General features: G+C 35.4%; 16 protein-coding genes. 13 read left to right on the top strand and 3 right to left on the bottom strand.

Annotation, left to right across the window (positions count from 1 at the left end):
- Positions 1-123 precede the first annotated feature (123 nt).
- The 10 genes from BMW29_RS00575 to BMW29_RS00620 all read left to right on the top strand — a co-directional run bounded on the left by BMW29_RS00575 (position 124) and on the right by BMW29_RS00620 (position 11,719).
- Complete coding sequence (locus tag BMW29_RS00575) at positions 124-372, top strand: ATP synthase subunit c family protein (protein ID WP_092649275.1); 249 nt, start codon at positions 124-126, stop codon at positions 370-372.
- A 15-nt stretch (positions 373-387) separates the two neighbouring features.
- Positions 388-1,419, top strand: a complete 1,032-nt coding sequence (locus BMW29_RS00580) for a F0F1 ATP synthase subunit delta (RefSeq protein WP_092649276.1) — start codon at positions 388-390, stop codon at positions 1,417-1,419.
- The gene (locus BMW29_RS00585) at positions 1,416-2,915 is read left to right on the top strand and encodes a F0F1 ATP synthase subunit alpha (RefSeq protein WP_092649277.1); all 1,500 of its coding nucleotides are present in this window, start codon (positions 1,416-1,418) and stop codon (positions 2,913-2,915) included. Before BMW29_RS00580 ends, BMW29_RS00585 begins: the two co-directional genes overlap by 4 nt.
- On the top strand, positions 2,912-3,787 hold the full coding sequence (locus BMW29_RS00590; protein WP_092649278.1) for a F0F1 ATP synthase subunit gamma: 876 nt from the start codon (positions 2,912-2,914) through the stop codon (positions 3,785-3,787). The genes BMW29_RS00585 and BMW29_RS00590 overlap by 4 nt, the downstream gene beginning before the upstream one ends.
- A gap of 5 nt (positions 3,788-3,792) precedes the next feature.
- Complete coding sequence (atpD, locus tag BMW29_RS00595) at positions 3,793-5,166, top strand: F0F1 ATP synthase subunit beta (protein ID WP_092649279.1); 1,374 nt, start codon at positions 3,793-3,795, stop codon at positions 5,164-5,166.
- 14 nt (positions 5,167-5,180) lie between these two features.
- Positions 5,181-5,492, top strand: coding sequence for a hypothetical protein (locus tag BMW29_RS00600; RefSeq protein WP_092649280.1), 312 nt, complete (start codon positions 5,181-5,183; stop codon positions 5,490-5,492).
- A complete protein-coding gene (locus tag BMW29_RS00605; RefSeq protein WP_092649281.1) occupies positions 5,489-6,019 on the top strand; it encodes a hypothetical protein in 531 nt (176 codons plus the stop codon). Before BMW29_RS00600 ends, BMW29_RS00605 begins: the two co-directional genes overlap by 4 nt.
- Positions 6,020-6,245: 226 nt before the next feature.
- Positions 6,246-7,520, top strand: coding sequence for an Ig-like domain-containing protein (locus tag BMW29_RS00610; protein WP_092649282.1), 1,275 nt, complete (start codon positions 6,246-6,248; stop codon positions 7,518-7,520).
- Positions 7,510-9,891: an Ig-like domain-containing protein gene (locus tag BMW29_RS00615; protein WP_092649283.1), complete on the top strand. Its 2,382-nt coding sequence runs from the start codon at positions 7,510-7,512 to the stop codon at positions 9,889-9,891. Before BMW29_RS00610 ends, BMW29_RS00615 begins: the two co-directional genes overlap by 11 nt.
- Before the next feature lie 82 nt (positions 9,892-9,973).
- Positions 9,974-11,719 (top strand): Ig-like domain-containing protein, encoded by a 1,746-nt coding sequence (locus BMW29_RS00620; RefSeq protein ID WP_092649284.1) that lies wholly within the window; start codon positions 9,974-9,976, stop codon positions 11,717-11,719.
- Positions 11,720-11,965: 246 nt separating this feature from the next.
- On the opposite strand, the gene BMW29_RS00625 is transcribed toward BMW29_RS00620, so the two are convergent.
- The gene (locus BMW29_RS00625) at positions 11,966-13,510 is read right to left on the bottom strand and encodes a helix-turn-helix domain-containing protein (RefSeq protein WP_092649285.1); all 1,545 of its coding nucleotides are present in this window, start codon (positions 13,508-13,510) and stop codon (positions 11,966-11,968) included.
- Between the two features lie 290 nt (positions 13,511-13,800).
- Between BMW29_RS00625 and BMW29_RS00630 the strand changes: the two genes are divergently transcribed.
- On the top strand, positions 13,801-14,244 hold the full coding sequence (locus tag BMW29_RS00630) for a hypothetical protein (RefSeq protein ID WP_092649286.1): 444 nt from the start codon (positions 13,801-13,803) through the stop codon (positions 14,242-14,244).
- Positions 14,245-14,294: 50 nt separating this feature from the next.
- On the opposite strand, the gene BMW29_RS00635 is transcribed toward BMW29_RS00630, so the two are convergent.
- Together BMW29_RS00635 and BMW29_RS00640 are read right to left on the bottom strand one after the other, a co-directional pair.
- Positions 14,295-15,197 (bottom strand): UbiA family prenyltransferase, encoded by a 903-nt coding sequence (locus BMW29_RS00635; RefSeq protein ID WP_245706200.1) that lies wholly within the window; start codon positions 15,195-15,197, stop codon positions 14,295-14,297.
- Positions 15,198-15,442: 245 nt separating this feature from the next.
- Positions 15,443-16,090 carry a GntR family transcriptional regulator gene (locus BMW29_RS00640; protein ID WP_245706201.1) on the bottom strand — a complete coding sequence of 216 codons (648 nt, stop codon included), beginning with the start codon at positions 16,088-16,090 and terminating at the stop codon, positions 15,443-15,445.
- A 342-nt stretch (positions 16,091-16,432) separates the two neighbouring features.
- Here BMW29_RS00640 and BMW29_RS00645 point away from each other — a divergent pair, with 342 nt between their 5' ends.
- Together BMW29_RS00645 and arcD are read left to right on the top strand one after the other, a co-directional pair.
- Complete coding sequence (locus tag BMW29_RS00645) at positions 16,433-17,200, top strand: dimethylarginine dimethylaminohydrolase family protein (RefSeq protein ID WP_092649289.1); 768 nt, start codon at positions 16,433-16,435, stop codon at positions 17,198-17,200.
- A gap of 77 nt (positions 17,201-17,277) precedes the next feature.
- Complete coding sequence (gene arcD / locus BMW29_RS00650; protein ID WP_092649290.1) at positions 17,278-18,684, top strand: arginine-ornithine antiporter; 1,407 nt, start codon at positions 17,278-17,280, stop codon at positions 18,682-18,684.
- Positions 18,685-18,689 lie beyond the last annotated feature (5 nt).

Here is an 18,689-nt window from a genome sequence, read left to right on the forward strand (position 1 = left end):
TAGACAGCGGCGATTTAGCTTAATGAGCATTTCGCCGTATCCTATTGTTAGCAAAAATAAAGTAAGTGTCATTTTCAAAAAGAGGATGGCTTAAAATGGTAAGAAGGAAAGGGTTGGAAAAAGATGGGTGTAGATTTAGTCGTTGCAGCTAGTGTCTTAGGTGTCGCACTTGTGATTGGTATGGCCACATTAGGTGCCACTATTGGACAAGGAATTGCAGTAAGTAGAGCAACAGAAGTAATCGGTAAAAATCCAAATGCAAAAAAAGAAGTCATGAGTGGGTTGTTTTTAGGTTTGTTAATGATTGTTGCTTTAATGCTTTTTGCATTAGCAATTGCTGTTATCTTACTTTGGATGAACCCATTTGTATAGATAGGGGCTGTAAATATGGAATGGATGATACAACAAATTGTACTATATACAATTTTTTCAATTGGACTTTTTGTCATTTTGCTCTTTTTCCTTAGTCTTTTAGAGCAGTTTTTCACTGCTCTTTTTTCAGATTTTAGTCAAAATGACATATTAGAAAAAGAAAGCTTAATCCAACGGTTGCACTTTTTAAAGCGCGCTGAATGGCATAAACAACAACACCTTGAGGCATTAGAAAAGGATTATCAACAAAGAGAAAGCTTATTCTTTAAGGAAATGGATTGTTTAATTGAAAAGAATCGTGAATATGAAAAAGAGTTAATGGCATTAAAAAATACAGAAACATCAAATGTGAAAGCTGTTGTTGTTGCTGAAAAGACAGTAGCTCCCTATACTGCAAATCATTTTTTGAAAAATTTTGTAGAAGAAGTGTATGAGCAAGTTTTTTGCGCAACAATAGAAGAGGAACAGCAGCTGTATCAAAATAGCATACAGGAATTTGATGCCTTTTTACAGTATGAGAAAATCAGATGTGCTTTACCCTATAAAGTTATTTTAAAGCTCTATGATTTATATGATGATGAACAAATGAAATTATTCGCTGAATCTTTTAAAGCTTTTAATGACAGCATTAGAACATTAGAAATGAAACAAGTTTACCAAAGTAGTTATTTATCTCCTGAACAAAAATTAAAACAATTACAGGAAAAAGGATTAGTCGATATCGCAAATAAAGAATTTATGGAATTTGTCTTTTATATGCTGACACATTTTTCTTATCGCCAAGTAACCGCGCTTTATCATAACTTTATGCGTGTCTATGATGTTCATTTTTACACAGGTACCATCAAAATTGAAGTTACGAGTAAAGAGGCACAACAATTATTTGAGGCGCAATGGTTACCTCAGCACAAAGATTACCGAACAGAGTATCTTATTCATCCGCAAATGGTTGGTGGTGTCATCATTCATTATGCGAATATGAGTATTGATATGAGCTATAAAGAAATGATGCAGCGATATGTAATGAAGAAGGAAGTGGCAATTTGAAAACACTAAATTTTGATATGGATAAATATCATGAATCGATTGATTTAGATTATTTAAAAGAACATGGCCGTGTTGAAAAAGTATCAGATGGCGTTGTGTTTTGTTCAGGACTTGAAAAGGGTTCATTTCATGAATCTGTCTTAATTGATGGAAAAGTGAGAGGGGTTATTTTAGAGTTAACAGAAGAATTTGTAGGAATTGGCTTAATTGATGAAAACGTTGAGGTCTTGGAAGGGATGTCTGTTGATTTAACAGGCTCACTGATTGATGTGAAAGTCTATGATGAGATGGCAGGTCGTGTCATTGATGTCACAGGTCGTTCTCTTTATGATGATGCACAAGAGGAAGGGAGCACAACGAAGTGTCCGCTCTTTAATATTGCGCCACCTATTATGCATATTGATAGTGTGACACGACCAATGAATACGGGCTTAGCAGTAATTGATGCGATTACACCGATTGGTAGAGGACAGCGTCAATTGATTTTAGGAAATCGACAAACTGGTAAAACACAAATTGCAATTGATACCATTATTAATCAGCATGATCAAAATGTGCATTGTATTTATGTTGGAATCGGCTTAAAAATGATGTATGTCGCTGAAGTGATTGAAACCTTAAAAGCGCATGATGCTTTTAAATATACAACCGTTGTTGCTGCAACCGCTAGTGATAGCTTAACAACACAATACTTAGCACCATATGCAGGCATGGCGATTGCAGAGCATTTACGTGATGCAGGAAAAGATGTCTTACTTATTTTTGATAATTTAACCAAGCATGCAGATGCTTATCGTTCGATTACCTTACTATTTAATCGCCCACCAGGACGTGAAGCCTATCCAGGCGATAGTTTCTATATTCATTCAAGCTTACTTGAAAGAGCGGTACAAATGAATGAAGCACATGGCGGCGGTTCAATCACTGCTTTACCAATGATTGAAACCTTATCAGATGATGTGACAGCTTATATTCCAACCAATGTGATTTCGATTACAGATGGTCAGCTGTTCCTAAAATCAGATTTATTTAATAGTGGTCAAAAGCCAGCTGTTGATGTTGGGGTATCCGTTTCTCGAATCGGTGGAGATGCACAGCATCCGATTATTAGAAAGCTTAGCAAAAAATTGACACTGATTCTTTCTCAATATGAAGAATTAAAAGAGCTATTAGCTTTTGGGAACTCATTAGACGAAGGCAGTATGACAACGGTTCAATTAGGTAGTGTGTTAACAGAGGTCATTAAACAGCCAGCAATGTCTCCTTATCGTGTCAGCGAGCTGGCAATTTTATTATATGCCTTCCAAAATAGCTTCCTAAATGATATTGAAGTGGCTAAAATGAGCTCATTTAAAAGCTTGTTAATGGAGAAAGCAAAAGCTTCAGAAGCCTTTACAACCTTAACTGAGGAAATCAATGACTATCAAGAGCTGACACCAGAAATTGAAAGCCTATTTAAAGAGATTATCGAAGAAACGAGGAGGTTGTTTATTTGAGTTCAGGAAGCGATGCACTATCCAAGAAAATTAAAGCTTTAAACTCAACTCGTAAAATCGTACATGTCACTGAACTATCGACTTTAGGAAAGCTTTCCGCACTGAGAACACGGGCAGAAAATGCCGTTGCTTACTATGAGACAATCTTAAAAAGTTTAAGACAAGTAAGGGAAACTCTAGGAATAGCTGCATCAATGACTAATCATAAAGAGAAAAAAATCCGTGTTTTGGTGATTACTTCTGATCGTGGTTTATGTGGTGCATACAATACAGATGTTTTCATGCAAATAGATGCTTTATTAGCTGAATTACCAAAAGATGCTGAAATCGAATTTGTTGTAATCGGTAAACAAGGCAAAAATTATTTAGAAAAGTTAGGGCAAAAAATCACGACACAGCTCAATGTCTCGTTAGAAAGTATTGATTTAGAACGAACAACGGAAATTACCTCAGCCTTTATTAAGGAAATTGAAACACAAAATGTGGATTCCTTATATGTTATTTTTACAAAATATTTGAATGCCGTTCAATCCGTTGCGATGGCGCAACAAATTTATCCAGAATTACCTGATTTAGCCTATGATGAACACGAAGCAGCAACAGATTATGTGTTGGATTATGATGAACCAGATGAAGAAATAGAGCCACTTTTACTGGAAAACTATTTATGTGGTCTTTTGTATAGTATGTTTTTATATTCTGTAGCAAGTGAATATTGTATGCGTCGGATTGCAATGAAAGAAGCCAAAGATAATATTCAAGATCAATTAGAAGAAGCGATTTGGAATAAAAAGAAAGTTGATCTTCAAAAACAAACAAGTGAATTACTAGATATCATCAGTGGTGCCTTAACCATTAGGAAGGAAGAATAATCAATATGGTAAATAATGATATAGGAACGATTATCAGTATTAGTGGTTTCGTTTTAAAAATCGAGTTTAATGAAGCCAAGTTACCAGAAATAGGTACGGCACTTTCATATCAAACACATCAAGGTGAATACTTAGCTGAGGTTGTTCAGCACGCGGGCATTCATACTGTCAATGCGATTGCTATTGGTGAAGTCAGCGGTCTACATAGAGGGGTTAAAGTCGAAAATTTACATCGTCCAATCGAAATCCCAGTAGGTGAAAAAGTACTTGGAAGAATGCTGAATGTCTATGGTAAAGCGATTGATGGAAAAGAAGAGCCAGATACAAACGTCAAATGGCCTATTTTTAGAAGACCGCCAAGATTAAGTCAAATTGAAACGAAGAAAGAAATTCTACACACCGGTATTAAAATCATTGATTTAATGTGTCCTATTTTAAAAGGTGGGAAAACAGGTCTTTTTGGTGGAGCAGGTGTTGGTAAATCCGTATTAATGCAAGAATTGATTAACAATATCAGCTTAAAAGGTGGCTACTCTGTCTTTACAGGTGTTGGCGAACGTGTGCGTGAAGGCATCGGTCTTTATAATGAAATGAAGGACAGTGGCGTTTTACCACAAACAACGATTGTTTTAGGACAAATGAATGAGTCTCCTGGTGTCCGGATGCGCGTGGCAATGACAGGCTTAACGATTGCCGAGTACCTAAGAGATGAAGAGAAAAAGGATGTCTTACTCTTTGTAGACAATGTCTTTCGTTTTATTCAAGCAGGCTCAGAGGTATCAGGCTTACAAGGGAAGATTCCGATTACAGGTGGTTATCAATCTACCTTGTCAAAAGAAGTTGGAGAGTTTCAAGAACGGATTGCTTCAACTAAAAATGGTTCGATTACTTCCATTCAATGTGTTTTCTTACCAGCAGATGATATTGATGATCCATCAGCAGTTGCAACCTTTAGTCACTTAGACTCAACCATTGTATTAGAACGCTCAATTGCTGCTTTAGGTATTTTCCCAGCAGTTAATCCATTAGAATCTTCATCAAGAGCAATGGATCCCAACTTTGTTGGCGAACGTCATTATCGACTAGCGACAGAAGTGAAATATATTTTACACCGTTATACAGAATTACAAGAGATTATTAATGTATTGGGAATGGCAGAGCTAAGTGATAGCGATAAAAATCTAGTTAATCGTGCTAGAAAACTCAGAAACTTTTTCTCACAACCCTTTTATGTTTCGCAAAAATTTACAGATATTGAAGGGGTCTTTGTCAATATTGAGGATTTATTAAATGACATTGAAATGATTTTAAATGGAGACTTTGATGAACGATCTGAAAGTGACTTCTTATTTATTGGTTCAGTTAAAGAATTAAATTAAAGGAGGAATGACATATGAAATTAAAGATTGTTTCTCCTATGGGCTTAGTTTTTGAAGGTGAAGTTAAAGGGTTTGTAATTGAAACTCGAACAGGTCAACGAACTCTTTTAGATCAGCATATTAATATGCTTAGTTTTTTTAACTATAGCGAGATTAAACTGCTAGATGATGCAGCTTCTGAACCCTTTTATGTAGCACTCGGTTACTTACATGTGGTAGAAGATGAAGCCAGTATTATGGCACAAGCTGCTTCAAAAGATCAGAAGATTGTAGAGCGTATTTATAAAAGAGTGGCAGAACGACGTGAAATGAGGAAGGTTCAATGACATCATTTTTTATGCAGCAAGTTGGTTTGATCATCCTGATTTTTATCGTATTTATCGCTAGCATACTACTAGCTGTAGTTGTTGTTAAAAAGCAAATAAATGAAAAAAAATATAGTCTGAAAGCAGTAGCAAACTATAATCTTGTGCGCTATCAGTATCAGCTAACTCCACCACTTTTAAGCAAGGTGTTTTGTACAGCTTTGCTTCTATTCGTTGGCATTGTGTTGGCTCAATTTGAAGTGATTACTCCGGACTATGTCTACCTTTTATTGTTCATTACTTTTGGTTTACAATTTGTAGGAATTAATCAAACGGTCAAAAAAAGAGGAATGGGTGCCATGCTAATGCTTTTTAGTTTAGGTGGGTTCCTATTACAGGTACACTATCAATTGATTGAGACGCTGCATCAGGAATGGCTATTAAGAAGTATTTTATTTATTAGTGAATGCTGCTATCTTTTACTCTTTATCATCATTTATGTGAGGTTGCTTCAATTGATGTGGCAGCCTCGAAAACAAAGAAAATAAAGAAGTAATGAATGAGGGCGAGATAAAACTTTTAAGTTTTATCTCGCCCTCATTCTTTTTTTGTAAAGACAAACCATTCTTAGCTGTTATTTTTGATTGGGGATAATGTTTCCGTTATTCGATAAAATCCCAGTGTTATATAGTGATAATATGATTTTGTGGGCAACGATGATTGAAGTAAGAAAGACTGTCCATTTATGAATAAAATTAAGAGAGGAGGAGAAAAATGAGGATAGAAAAGAAGCATAAGCTTTTTAAAGTTGTAGGTACAGTGGTTTTAATTTACTTTATCAGCATCATCTTTGGGGTAAAAGATGCGGCTGCTGCGGAAGTATTTGATGTCACTGCAGACTGGGAAGTTCTTGATTATGATAGTTCATTAAAAAATCCAATTGAGGACATTTTTGTTGAGCAGAAATTACGTCCTGGCACTGAACTACGATATGCCAGTGTTGGTTTTTCTAATATTGGTCGAGCTAACTTAACCATGCAGAAAGTCGTGCCATTAAAAGCTGGGAAAACATATCTCATTGACTTAGTATATGGTTTTCACACAGATGCAGATGCATCAGGCTTTATTGATTTTAATGGGGTTAGGAAGGAGTCACAGACTTCAGCCACAACACCAACCTTAGATGCTGAATATTCAGAAGTGATTACACCAACAGTTGACCAAGATTATGTCATCACAATGTCATTTCAAACACCAGCCTATAAGGAAGTCTTCTTGATGGTAGGTTATCAAGCCGATGGTGGCTTTAGAGAATCAGCAGTTGAAAAACCTACTGTTACAACACCAGAAGCAGGAACAATGGCTGTTTTAGGAGAGGGAACTGCTGGGCATACAATTAAAGTGCAGGATAGCTCTGGCCAAGTACTGGGGGAAGCAGTTGTTGGCGCTACAAATGCCTTTACAGTTCAGACAACAAGAACATTAGCTTACAATGAAGTGCTTAGCGTGTTTCAGGTAGCTGCGAATGGTACTGAAAGTGAAGCTGTTCAAGTAACCGTGAATGATACGATGAAACCTGATGCACCAGTTGTTCAAGCGATTCATGTAGAGACACAATTGCTTAGTGGAACTGCTGAAGCAAATAGTAAAGTGACTGTAAAAGATAAAAATGGTGAAATATTAGGAGAAAACTTTGCCGCAGCAGATGGGACAATTTCTTTTATTTTAACTAAACGAGCAACATTAAATGAAAATGTTTTTGTGACCGCAACAGATACAGCAGGAAATGTAAGTGATCAGACAATCGTCAATGTCTATACAGATATCGTGACGGAGGAACCAACCATCACAAATGAAGACAATGACCAGATGATACCAACAGAAAAAACGACGAGCACTATTCCAATCAAAGAACAAACACAGCAATTGCCTCAAACAGGTGAAGAAGAACAAGGAACAGGATTCGTTTTAATTGGCGTAATCATTAGTGGCATCGCCTTTTTATCATTAAAATATAAACAACAAGGAGAGCACCCAAATGAGTTTTAATTATAAAAAAACATTAGCAAGCGCTATTTTGTTAGGCGCAATCAGTTCATCTTTTTTAGGTGGCACAAACGCCGAAGCAAGTACTTATGTCAATAATCCAACGAATTTTTTAGCCAACCCTAATGCCTCATTATTTGTCCCACATTTATCAGCGATGAATCAGCGTGTAGCGGATGAGTTTGATGTAACCAAGAATTGGCGAGTAACAGAATTTAAGAGTACAATTAAAACCCCAATTCAAGATGTTTTTACTATGAACAGAACAAGACCTGGCACAGATATTACTTATACAAGTATTGGTTTTTCTAATTTAGGGAAAACAACCTTTAAAGCGCATAAAGTGATTCCGATGAAAAAAGGTAAAACCTATAAACTGAATTTATTATATGGTTTACACACAGTTGGAAATGCAAAGGCATGGATTGATTTCAATGGCACAAAGGTTGAGGTTGCTGGTAGTGACCAAAAATATACGGAAGAAATCACACCTGATGCGGATATGGACTATGTGATCACAATGGAATATAACGCATTAAAATATTCAAATGTATTCCTAATGGTAGGGTTTGATGGTGCGGATCAAGACGGTGGAATTACTGAAACATCATCAGTTGAGAAACCATTTGTCAACACACCAGAAGCTAAAACTAGAATCATTACAGGAGTCGGTGAAGATATCGGAAATACTGTTCGAATCTTTGATTCCTCAAATCGAGAAATTGGTAGAGGAACCGTAGATCGTTTCAGAGATTTTAATATTACAACCAACAGAGATTTAGTGTATAACGAAACATTAACAGCCATTCAATACAATGATAAAGGCTATGAAAGCGATCCTATGACTGTAAAAGTTGATGATACAATCAGCCCAGATCAACCAATTGTGAAAGCTATTGAAGTAACGGATCAATTGGTACAGGGAACAGCTGAAGCAGATAGTACAGTGATTGTAAGAAATGCAAACGGACAAGAAATTGGCCGAGCAACCGCCTTATTTGATGGTTCATTTGATTTCAAATTAGCTAAAAAAGCAAAAGAAGGCGACAAAGTTTATATTACAGCAACAGATGCTGCTGGAAATGAAAGTACTGCAACAGAAGTGCCAGTTGTCGATAATTCAACACCAGAAGCACCACAAGTAAATCCAGTAACTGATTTGCATACAACAGTTTCAGGAAATACAAAACAAGGCAATTGTGAGGTAACAGTCGAAATTTCAGGTGATACATTTACAGGAACATCTGATGCAAATGGGAACTTTACCGTTCAGCTAGGCAAAACATATCAAGCGCGCACAGTTGTTCATGTTACTTCTACAAACCAAGCAGGTAAGGTGAGTCCAACAACGACTGTCACGATTCAAGCTGAAAAACGTACAGAATCACCAACAGTAAATGATGTTTATGATAACTCACCAATGATTTCAGGAACAGCAGAAGAAAATGCCACCATTAACGTAACCATTGATGGAGATACACATACAACTCAAGCAAATGCAGCAGGAAATTACACCATCAATATGGGTAAAAACTATGCAGCGGGTAGCACAGGTTCTGTAACAGCAACCGGCTTATCTGGTAAAGAAAGTCTTGCAACACCATTTGTCGTTCAAGATGTGACTGCCCCAGATGCACCAGCAGTAGATAAAGTAACAGAAGCGGATGCGCACTTAACAGGTAGAACTGAAGCAGGTGCTACTGTGGATGTCACAGTGACTGATGCAAGTACAAATAGACGCTATGTCTACCAAAAAGTAGCAGATGCAACGGGTGAATTTGATATTGAATTAAATAGATTATTCCCAGTTGGTAGCCAAATTCAAGTGACTGCAACAGACCCGGCAGGAAATGTCAGTGATCCAACCAATGTGAAAGTAGAAAACAGTATTATCTTAGACATTGATCTTGATGAAGTGAATAGCCAAAGTGAAGAAGTAACAGGATTCACATCAAGACCATTTAGTGACTATACGGTTCAAATTGGTAATGCTTATATCACAGGAACCTCTGATGCAAATGGTGATTTTGTTATTGAACTAGACGAGTTACTTTCTTTAGGAACGGTTATTAAATACAGTGCACAAGAAGGCACCGATCAAACAACAGTTAAAACCTTAACTGTTCTACCTAGAAGGGTCACATTGAAACCTTTAAGAGCAGGTGATTTAGACATTTCAGGTTCATCAGATCCAAATGCAGAAATTACAATTCACTTTAATTTAAATGCACCAATTACAGTAACTGCTGATCAAGATGGAAACTTCTCTTATCAGTTAGCTGCACCAATTAAAGTTGGAGATTCAGTGAAAGTGACACAAACATTGGATGGTTATACAAGTCCAGCAAGTACTTCTGGTGTCTACACACGCTAAACGAATAGAAAAAGTAAGCGGATAAGCTGTTCCGATTAGGGAGCAACTTATCCCTTTACTTCAACAAACAAGGAGGTTCTTTATGAAAAAGAAGCGTTATTTAGCAGCAGTTATTTTATGTTCAACTATTTTCTCAAGTTTTAGCCCATTAGTGGCGCAAGCATCTGAAAAGAAAAGTGAACCTTTCGTATTAGCGTCGTCAGCTGATCAAGCAAATGAATTAGATGAATTATTTCATCCACGGATGGTGTTACCAAAAATCGAAACGGAAGCAAATCTTGATATGAATAGCGCAGGATTTGAGATGCAAGCTCGTTGCTGGTGGATTAAGCCACCAGTATTTACCGTTAGTGCACCTCAAGTAAATACTTATAAAGCATCAGATACCTATTTAACAGGATATGCGCGTCCCAACGCCCTTGTTTATGCTCGTTTTGGCAACAGCTACACCGCCTACTCGGGTTATGCATCTGCAACAGGTTACTTTTCAATTAAAATCGGTGCGCAAAAATATACTGCAGGCACAAGAATTCAGACACAGCAATATTATGCACATACACCAAGTCCTTGGACAACAACTACTGTTCAAGCAGGAATACCAGTGCCAAGCTTAACCCAACCACAATTGGATGCAGTCTATAATGATCACCAAGTGGTCAGCGGAAAAGCAAATCCAAATTGTGAGGTCATTGTGACCATTAAAGGAGTCCAGTATAAAGGTAAAACCAATTCAAATGGTGATTTCTTAGTCACGTTATCTCGTACTTATGAAACGGGAACAAAAGTAAGTGCGCATACAGTAAAAGGGAACTTACAAAGTCCGCAAGGAACAACATATGTTCAAGCACGACATGTTGCCCCATGTAAACCAACAATTGAAGCTGTCTATGATGATCAAACAGTCGTAACAGGCAAAGCAGATGGCACCAAAAAAGTGATGTTAACAATTGCTGGAGACCGATACGTTGGCTATGCAGATAGCAATGGAGACTATACTATTCAATTAACAAAAACTTATGCTGCTGGAACAGAAATTACAGCTTATAGTGAAGATAATGGTCTAAAAAGTGAGCTTGAAAAAACAGTTGTTTTAAAAAGAGCTGTTGAATTAACAAAACCCAAAATCAATGATGTAACAGAAGATAGCTTAGTTGTAAGTGGTGTGACAACACCAAATATGTCGATTAGATTCATTATTGGTGCTGATGTCTATCAAGCAGTATCTGGTAATGATGGTAGCTTTACCATTCAATTAGATAGTACGTATCGTAAAGGAACATTAATTGAAACCTATGCTTATGATGGGAGAGGTAACAGGAGTGATTCCCTTCACACTAGTGTTATTTTAGGTACTATCAAACTAGGTGTTAACCAAACCTTCTCAAGAGATACAATCATTACAGGCCAAACAAATCCAGGAATGGATATTGAAGTCATTATTGGAAATAGAGTTTACACAGGCGTTGCCAATTCTGATGGAAGCTATGAAGTTTCATTTTCAAGAGCTTATCCAGCAGGGACAAATGTTTTAGTCAAAGTATCAGATCGTGCTACTGGAAAATCTTCACAAAAATATATTCTGGTAAACCCTTTTGCACCTTCTATTAATCAAGTACTTGTCGGCGCAAAAGAAGTAACAGGACAAGCAGATCCTCATGCCTCAATTGTAGTTGTTTTATCAGGTAGAGAGTATCATGGCACAGCTGATAGTGCAGGAAATTATATTGTAAATGTTTCAGAAACAGATGCTTTTAAAGGCAATCAAGTCATTGTTCATCAAGTCAGTAATGGCATCGAAAGTAATGATTCGATTATCTATATTGATTAAAGATGAATGATACTAAAAACATGAAATAAAGGCTAGCAATCAACTTGTTGGCTCATTGGAAATACTCGTTCTTAGTTTTGACTAGTAGCGATAAGTATTTAGCAGATAAGGTGAAACGCTTTTAAGTTTCGTCTTATCTGCTAGTTTTTTGTTGCCTTTTTACTGTTTAAGCAATGCGCATAAAAAATAACACGCAATTCAAGGGCATAAGCCTAGCTAAATTGCGCATTATTTATTTCAACATTATTAGCATGTTTGGATGATTGGGTAATCTTGATTGATGCTGTTAGAAAATAAGTCATTTTGATTAAAGGAATATCTTTTTTGCAACATAGAAGTGATAAAAACCAATAAATTGTTCCAGGCTTCATCATCATAAATATCATCAAAAAAGAAAAAGTTTGTAAAGGTTGTATCCTCCTGTAAGGTATCAGAAATGATGAGATCAGCAACTGTGATATCACGAGTGAAAACAATATTTTCTTCTCCAAAAATCGACATAAGCTGTTGTTTTAATAGATAATTCAGATACAGCTTTTTAGAAATATGCAAACAAATCAATAGCTCCCTTTTTTTCTTCATTTGAAGTGTTAAAAAGGGATGAAAGAAAAATACTAAGTAATGAAGATTATTTTCTGTTATATCAAAAGGATAAGGTGTACTTGTTTTTTTATTAGCCAACATAAAAAAACGTGTCAATGCTTCTTCAACTGCAACGAAGGCAGTTTGTGTTAAGAAATCCTCTTCCTCTTGATACATTGAATGATAATGAACACCCACATATTTTAATTGGACAATTGTAATCATCAAATAATAATAGTAGATATAATAGCTTGTGTCCGGCAATTGAATAGAAAATTGTTCTAGCATATAATTTAATAATTGCTGCGCAACCATTGCAAGGGGAGTTGATTGGGAAATAATCCGCTTAGCAATAAGCACCTTCTGTTCATCCGTATCTAAATCAGCCACAAAACAACATAATAAAAAATGATAAAGATGCTGTTCATGAGGATGACAATGAGACTTATTCATAAGAAAATTTTTAGATGTATAAGTACTTTCATGCTCAAAAGACAAAAGAATATCAACAAATTCTTTTTCTAATTTAACTGGGTGCTTCCTTCTAGCAGCAGACCATTCTGAAATGGTAAAAATATATTGAATTCTTGCCGCTTGAGATGGTAATAAATGAGGAAATTTTTTTAGGATATCCTCACTAGTTTGTAAGGATAACTTCTTAAAAGGTAAGGTTAACCCTTTAAAAAGATGCCAATAAAGCTGACATAAAAAGAATTGAATATGTATTTCATTTCCGGTTAAATTCGTCTGTTTCTTATGATGATTAAACTCAATTTTGATATGAAATAGCTGTAGCATTTTCCGAACGCCTTTAAGATATTTATATAATTGAGAAGAACTAATATTTAATTCTAACGCTAGTTGGCCAACACTCATATATCTCCTTGTTAAAAGACTATGAATAATATTGTATTCAATTGAGTGTTGCACATAATAAACTTGCAATGTATCTAGGACAAAAGCATTTTGGTGTGTGTTAGTGGAATTGATATGATAACTATTATTCCGTAAAACAATAGCTAACGTATCATTTGGAAAAGCCAGTGTTAAATCATGATTAATTGCATGAATAAAGCGATGTGTACTAGTAGAAGAAATGCCAAATTTGTCCATGATGTATTTTGCGCCAATCCCATGCTCGTTTAAGAGGATTGATTTTAGTATATTGTGTTTTTGGATATCAATTGCTTGCATAAAGAAATGTTTCATTCCATTTGTCCCCCTTCTCAAATTGTGAATGATGAAGCTTAGTACACTGTGTTCATTTTAACATTAGAAAAACGATAGTGATTATTAAAATGTGGGGAGAAACAAACCATTGAAGAAATGTCATTAGATTTCGCTGGATACTATTCCAATCGAATGAAAAAAATCAGTCTTACCAATAAAAAAATTAGCAAGAATTAAAAAAGGGAAAACTAGTAATAAAGCAAAAAGTGTTCAGAAAAGAATCACATAAATAGTGTAGGAACGCTAGGCTTGGGAAGGAGCGCTGATTAGTGGCAGAAAACTATACAGAGGCAGATATATTTTTAGTCATTTATGACACCCTAGATACAAAACAGCATAGTCTATTTTGTATTATTAAAAATGATAAAGCCTATCATACTAAATTGATTACAAAGCAATTACAAGAAATGAAGGCAATCAAAATTCATGAAATGAACTTTTGGTATGAGGGGCATATTCGAAATAAGCCAATCTATCTAGAAGAGTATGTGCCCTATCAAGGTGCAGTTGCCTTACAAGTGGAAGGCTCAGAAGACTTACTTCAAATAGAGGAAGTGTTACTGTTTGATGTGACCTTTAGTAACGAGCATGATTTCGTTTTTCGCAGGAAAATTATTTTTCCAAAGAATATTAAGCTACAGCTAATAGAGGAGGAAATTAGAGAAATGTATTGGCAGGTTAAAGAAATCCAGACGATATCATTAGCTGTTTAACGAAAAAAGTCATCCTTTAGTTAGAAATAAAACTAAAGGATGACTTTTATTTACCATGCACCAAAGAAAAATAATAAAGAATAACAAACAATCACTAAAGAAAAAGAAGCAATGACCTTAGGGAATGTTTTGAGTTTAATCTGTTCTTTAAAGTAAGGCTGCAAATTTTTCCAAACAAGTGGGAAAAGAAGCAGTAGCCCTAGAATTGAGAGTGGCGCTAATTTAAAAATTGCTAAAATAATTGTCCAAATAAAGACAAACAACATCAAGCCTTTAAATAATTGGACCGCTCTTTTTTTACCAATAAAATAAACAAGAGTATGACGGCCATTTTCAATATCTTGCTCTAAATCACAGGTATTGTTTGCAAGTAAACAACAAAACATACTGATAACAGTAGGCAGCGCAATTAAAAGAACCTTACCAAAATCTATTAGTGTAAGTGGTGATTGTTGATAGGTAGCTAAATAAGTGCTAACTAAAGGAATAACAAATCCGATAGCTAATGAAGTAACAGTTTCAGCAATGGGCAAACTATTTAAAGGCCTTGGCCCAGCTGAATAAAAAATCCCCACAGAAAAGCCAATCACACCAAAAACAAAGACTGGCCATCCGGTTTGAATCACAAGGAAAGCCCCTAAAATGCCAGAAGCCAATAAGAAAATCAAAAATAAATAAAGAACCAGCTTTAAAGATAATTGATCTCTACCAATAATATTGGTTGTCATTTTATAATCATCAAAATCATCCTTGGCATTTTTAAAATCCATATAGTTATTAAAAATATTTACAGCAATATGGAACAAAAAGATAATGATTAAACAAATCAGCAATTCCCATCCCAGTGTAATTGAATAGTGATAATGGCCATAAGAAATTCCAAGTAAAAATAAAAAAATATTTAAGGGAAGGGTATAAACCTCAGCTAACTCCCAAAATTGTTTGAACGACATAAACATCCTCCTACTATTTTTCAGTCTCAAAGGGATTATAGAACTGAAAGACTGGATATCAATCGACTAAAATCGACAGCTATCTTCATGAACGCAAGCCAATTCATTATACTGATAAAACAACAATTCGTCTACTAGCATAACTTATTGCCCTTAATAAAAACTGGATTGGATAAAATGGCCACATTTTATCCAATCCAGATCTATTTGCTGTTTTTGCATGATGGTTAACAGTCAGCTGCTCTTTACCATGTATCGTATTCAGCATTTTTAGTATGCCAATGAACCTCTTGAATATATCTTTGAGCAGTTTCTTTTTGTTTTTCTTTTAAATAAGTAACAATCTGTTTATGCTCTTTATTTGCTGCATCAAGCAATGCGCTTAAATTCTCATTTTTTTGAATCGTATAGTCGCTATTTAATAAGTACCTTTTCAACTGTTCAATGGTTTCAATCAGTTTTTGATTCCCACATTTATTGATATAAACATCATGAAATTCTTTTTGCAATTGATTATATTTAGGGAACATTTCGTTTTTAACCGCAATATCCATTGAATCAATTAAAAAATTCATTTGTTGAAAATCTTCTTCTGTTAAGTAATCAACCGCTAAAGAGGCAGCTTCACCATCTAATAAACCAATCACTTGGTAAATATCCTCTTGGTCTTTTTCAGTCAGCTCTTTAATTTTAAAGCCTTTACGAGGAATGTTTTCCAAGTAGCCATCACTTGCTAGCTGTAGTAAGGCTTCTCTAACAGGTGTCCGACTTACTCCAAGCTCATTAGCAATTTGTTGTTCTACAATTTTATCCTCTTTGTTTAGACTACCGGTATCAATTAAATTTTTAATGTGGTTATAAACATGATCCTTTAATGATAGATAATTTTTCATAATTGTACGAAATCCCCTCTATATTATTACCTGTTAATTTACGCTATTCATAATATATCATTTATAGGAAAAAAATAGAAGAACAACCTTTCGAAGGGGTCACTGAAAATACCAGTAGGCTTGTTTCATACTTGTGTCGTCCTCATTCTTTATTTAGCTTCCAACTGAACGCTATTTTTTTAATAAATAAAATCATTGCTGAGAAATCCGGCTGTTACAGTGTTTTTCAGATGTTTGCTCATAAAAATAAAAAAACTTTTTACAAATGTGAAATTGCTCTCATTATTTCCGGTTTGTACATTGTATACTGTATACATAATAAAAAGAAAGAAGGAATGAATCATGTTCAAAAATGTCATTGTTCGTGTACCATCAAGATCTATCTCAGAAGGAATTACTAGTGTGGATTACGGCACGCCTGTTTATGAAAAAGCAATTGTGCAACACGAGAACTATGTAAGCGCTTTAACTAAATGTGGTGTCAATGTTACTGTTTTAGGACCTCAAGAAGAATTTCCTGACTCTTGTTTTGTTGAAGACGTTGCATTATGTACAAGTAAATGTGCGATTATTACACGCCCAGGTGCAGAATCACGTAGAAAAGAAGCAATTTTACCAGATATGTTAGAAGCATTAGAAGGTTTTTATGAAAATATTGAACGCATTGAAGCACCAGGAACAGTTGAAGCTGGTGACATTATGATGGTTGGAGATCACTTCTATATTGGTGAATCTGCTCGTACAAACCGTGAAGGTGCCAACCAAATGATTGCCATTTTAGAAAAATATGGCTTAACAGGCTCTATCGTAGAAATGAAAGAAATGTTACACTTGAAAACAGGGTTAGCTTACTTAGAAAATAATAACCTATTAGTAGCAGGCGAATTTAAAACAGCACCAGAATTTGAAAAATTCAATCGTATTGAAATTGAAATGAATGAAGCATATGGTGCAAACTGTATTTGGGTAAATGACACTGTTATTGTGCCAGAAGGCTATCCAATTGTACAAAAGAAAATTGAAGATTTAGGCTATAAAGTATTAGTAGTGGATACTTCTGAATACCGTAAAATTGATGGCGGTTTAAGCTGCTTATCTCTTAGATTTTAAGCCAATCCGTGAATTGAAAGAGGTATGATAGCAATATCGTACCTCTTTTATTGTGAAATAATAAGGAGGTGCTTTTTTTGGAAACGCAAAATAAAGGCTTAAACTTATTTGCACTCATTGCCCTAATTGTGAGTTCAATTATTGGTGGTGGTATCTTTAACCTGATGTCCGATATGGCGAATACCGCTTCAGCTGGCGCAACATTGATTGGTTGGTTGGTAGCAGGTGTCGGAATGGGCTCATTAGCATTTTGTATCCAAAATCTGAATGCGAAAAGACCTGATTTAGATGCAGGAATTTATAGCTATGCAAGAGAAGGTTTTGGCAATTATATGGGATTTAACTCCATTTGGGGTTATTGGGTCTCTGTTATTTTAGGAAACGTTGCATTTGGTACCTTAATGTTTAGTGCCATTGGCTATTTTATTCCCATTTTTGAAGGCGGTCAAAATATTTATGCGATTATTGGCGCATCCGTTGTTTTATGGTTAATTCATGTGCTGATTTTAAAAGGAATTGAAAAAGCTTCATTTGTGAATACAATTGTGACCATCACTAAGCTTGTTCCTTTAGCCTTATTCTTAGTTTTTGTCATCTTTGCTTTTAAGAGTAATATTTTTACTGAAAACTTTTGGGGTACGCTTAGTCGGAATTTTGAATTTGGTAACGTGATTGAACAGGTAAAAGGAACGATGCTCATTACTGTTTGGGTATTTATTGGGATTGAAGGTGCAGTTGTTTTCTCTAGTCGTGCGAAGAAGAGAAGTGATGTAGGGAAAGCAACCATCATTGGTTTTGCAACGGTTACATTGATTTATATGCTAGTAACTGTACTTTCTTATGGGATTATGACACAGGATGAGTTGCGCAACTTACCTCAACCAGCGATGGCTTATGTCTTAGAATCTGTTATTGGTAAAGCTGGGGCAGTGATTGTCAATATTGGTGTCATTATTTCAATTTTAGGCGCTTGGATTTCTTGTACCTTATTAGCTGAAGAAAGTGGTTATCAAGCCGCTAAAAATGAAACCTTCCCTAAACCTTTCTTGAAAGAAAATAAAGAAGGTGCACCGATTGTTTCATTACTAGTAACCAACGTGATTGTTCAGCTATTTTTATTTAGCTTCTTATTTACAGATAAGGCCTATACTTTAATGGCGTCCTTATCCTCTTCAATGATTCTGATTCCCTATGCATTTATTGCCTTTTATCAAGTGAAGTATACCTTCCAAACAAAAGGAAATGCTGATTTTATGCGAAATGCGATTTTAGGGATTGTTTCTAGTCTGTATATGTTATGGCTACTTTATGCATCAGGTGTTTGGTATTTGTTGCTAACAGTCCTATTATTTGCACCAGGAACACTGATTTATATTTGGGTAAGAAAATCTTATCAGAAAAAAGTCTTTACCAAAATTGAATCAGTCATTGCGATGATCTTTGCCATTTTGTTTGTTGTCTGCATTTGGCAATTGGTTATGTAGTATGG

Source organism: Isobaculum melis (assembly GCF_900111355.1).
GTDB classification, from domain to species: Bacteria; Bacillota; Bacilli; order Lactobacillales; family Carnobacteriaceae; genus Isobaculum; species Isobaculum melis.

Bases quoted from the DNA above. Each gene is read 5' to 3' on its own strand.
- BMW29_RS00575 (WP_092649275.1), top strand. From the start codon at position 124: ATGGGTGTAGATTTAGTCGTTGCAGCTAGTGTCTTAGGTGTCGCACTT.
- BMW29_RS00580 (WP_092649276.1), top strand. From the start codon at position 388: ATGGAATGGATGATACAACAAATTGTACTATATACAATTTTTTCAATT.
- atpD (WP_092649279.1), top strand. From the start codon at position 3,793: ATGGTAAATAATGATATAGGAACGATTATCAGTATTAGTGGTTTCGTT.
- BMW29_RS00600 (WP_092649280.1), top strand. From the start codon at position 5,181: ATGAAATTAAAGATTGTTTCTCCTATGGGCTTAGTTTTTGAAGGTGAA.
- BMW29_RS00605 (WP_092649281.1), top strand. From the start codon at position 5,489: ATGACATCATTTTTTATGCAGCAAGTTGGTTTGATCATCCTGATTTTT.
- BMW29_RS00610 (WP_092649282.1), top strand. From the start codon at position 6,246: ATGAGGATAGAAAAGAAGCATAAGCTTTTTAAAGTTGTAGGTACAGTG.
- BMW29_RS00615 (WP_092649283.1), top strand. From the start codon at position 7,510: ATGAGTTTTAATTATAAAAAAACATTAGCAAGCGCTATTTTGTTAGGC.
- BMW29_RS00620 (WP_092649284.1), top strand. From the start codon at position 9,974: ATGAAAAAGAAGCGTTATTTAGCAGCAGTTATTTTATGTTCAACTATT.
- BMW29_RS00625 (WP_092649285.1), bottom strand. From the start codon at position 13,510: ATGAAACATTTCTTTATGCAAGCAATTGATATCCAAAAACACAATATA.
- BMW29_RS00635 (WP_245706200.1), bottom strand. From the start codon at position 15,197: ATGTCGTTCAAACAATTTTGGGAGTTAGCTGAGGTTTATACCCTTCCC.
- BMW29_RS00640 (WP_245706201.1), bottom strand. From the start codon at position 16,090: ATGAAAAATTATCTATCATTAAAGGATCATGTTTATAACCACATTAAA.
- BMW29_RS00645 (WP_092649289.1), top strand. From the start codon at position 16,433: ATGTTCAAAAATGTCATTGTTCGTGTACCATCAAGATCTATCTCAGAA.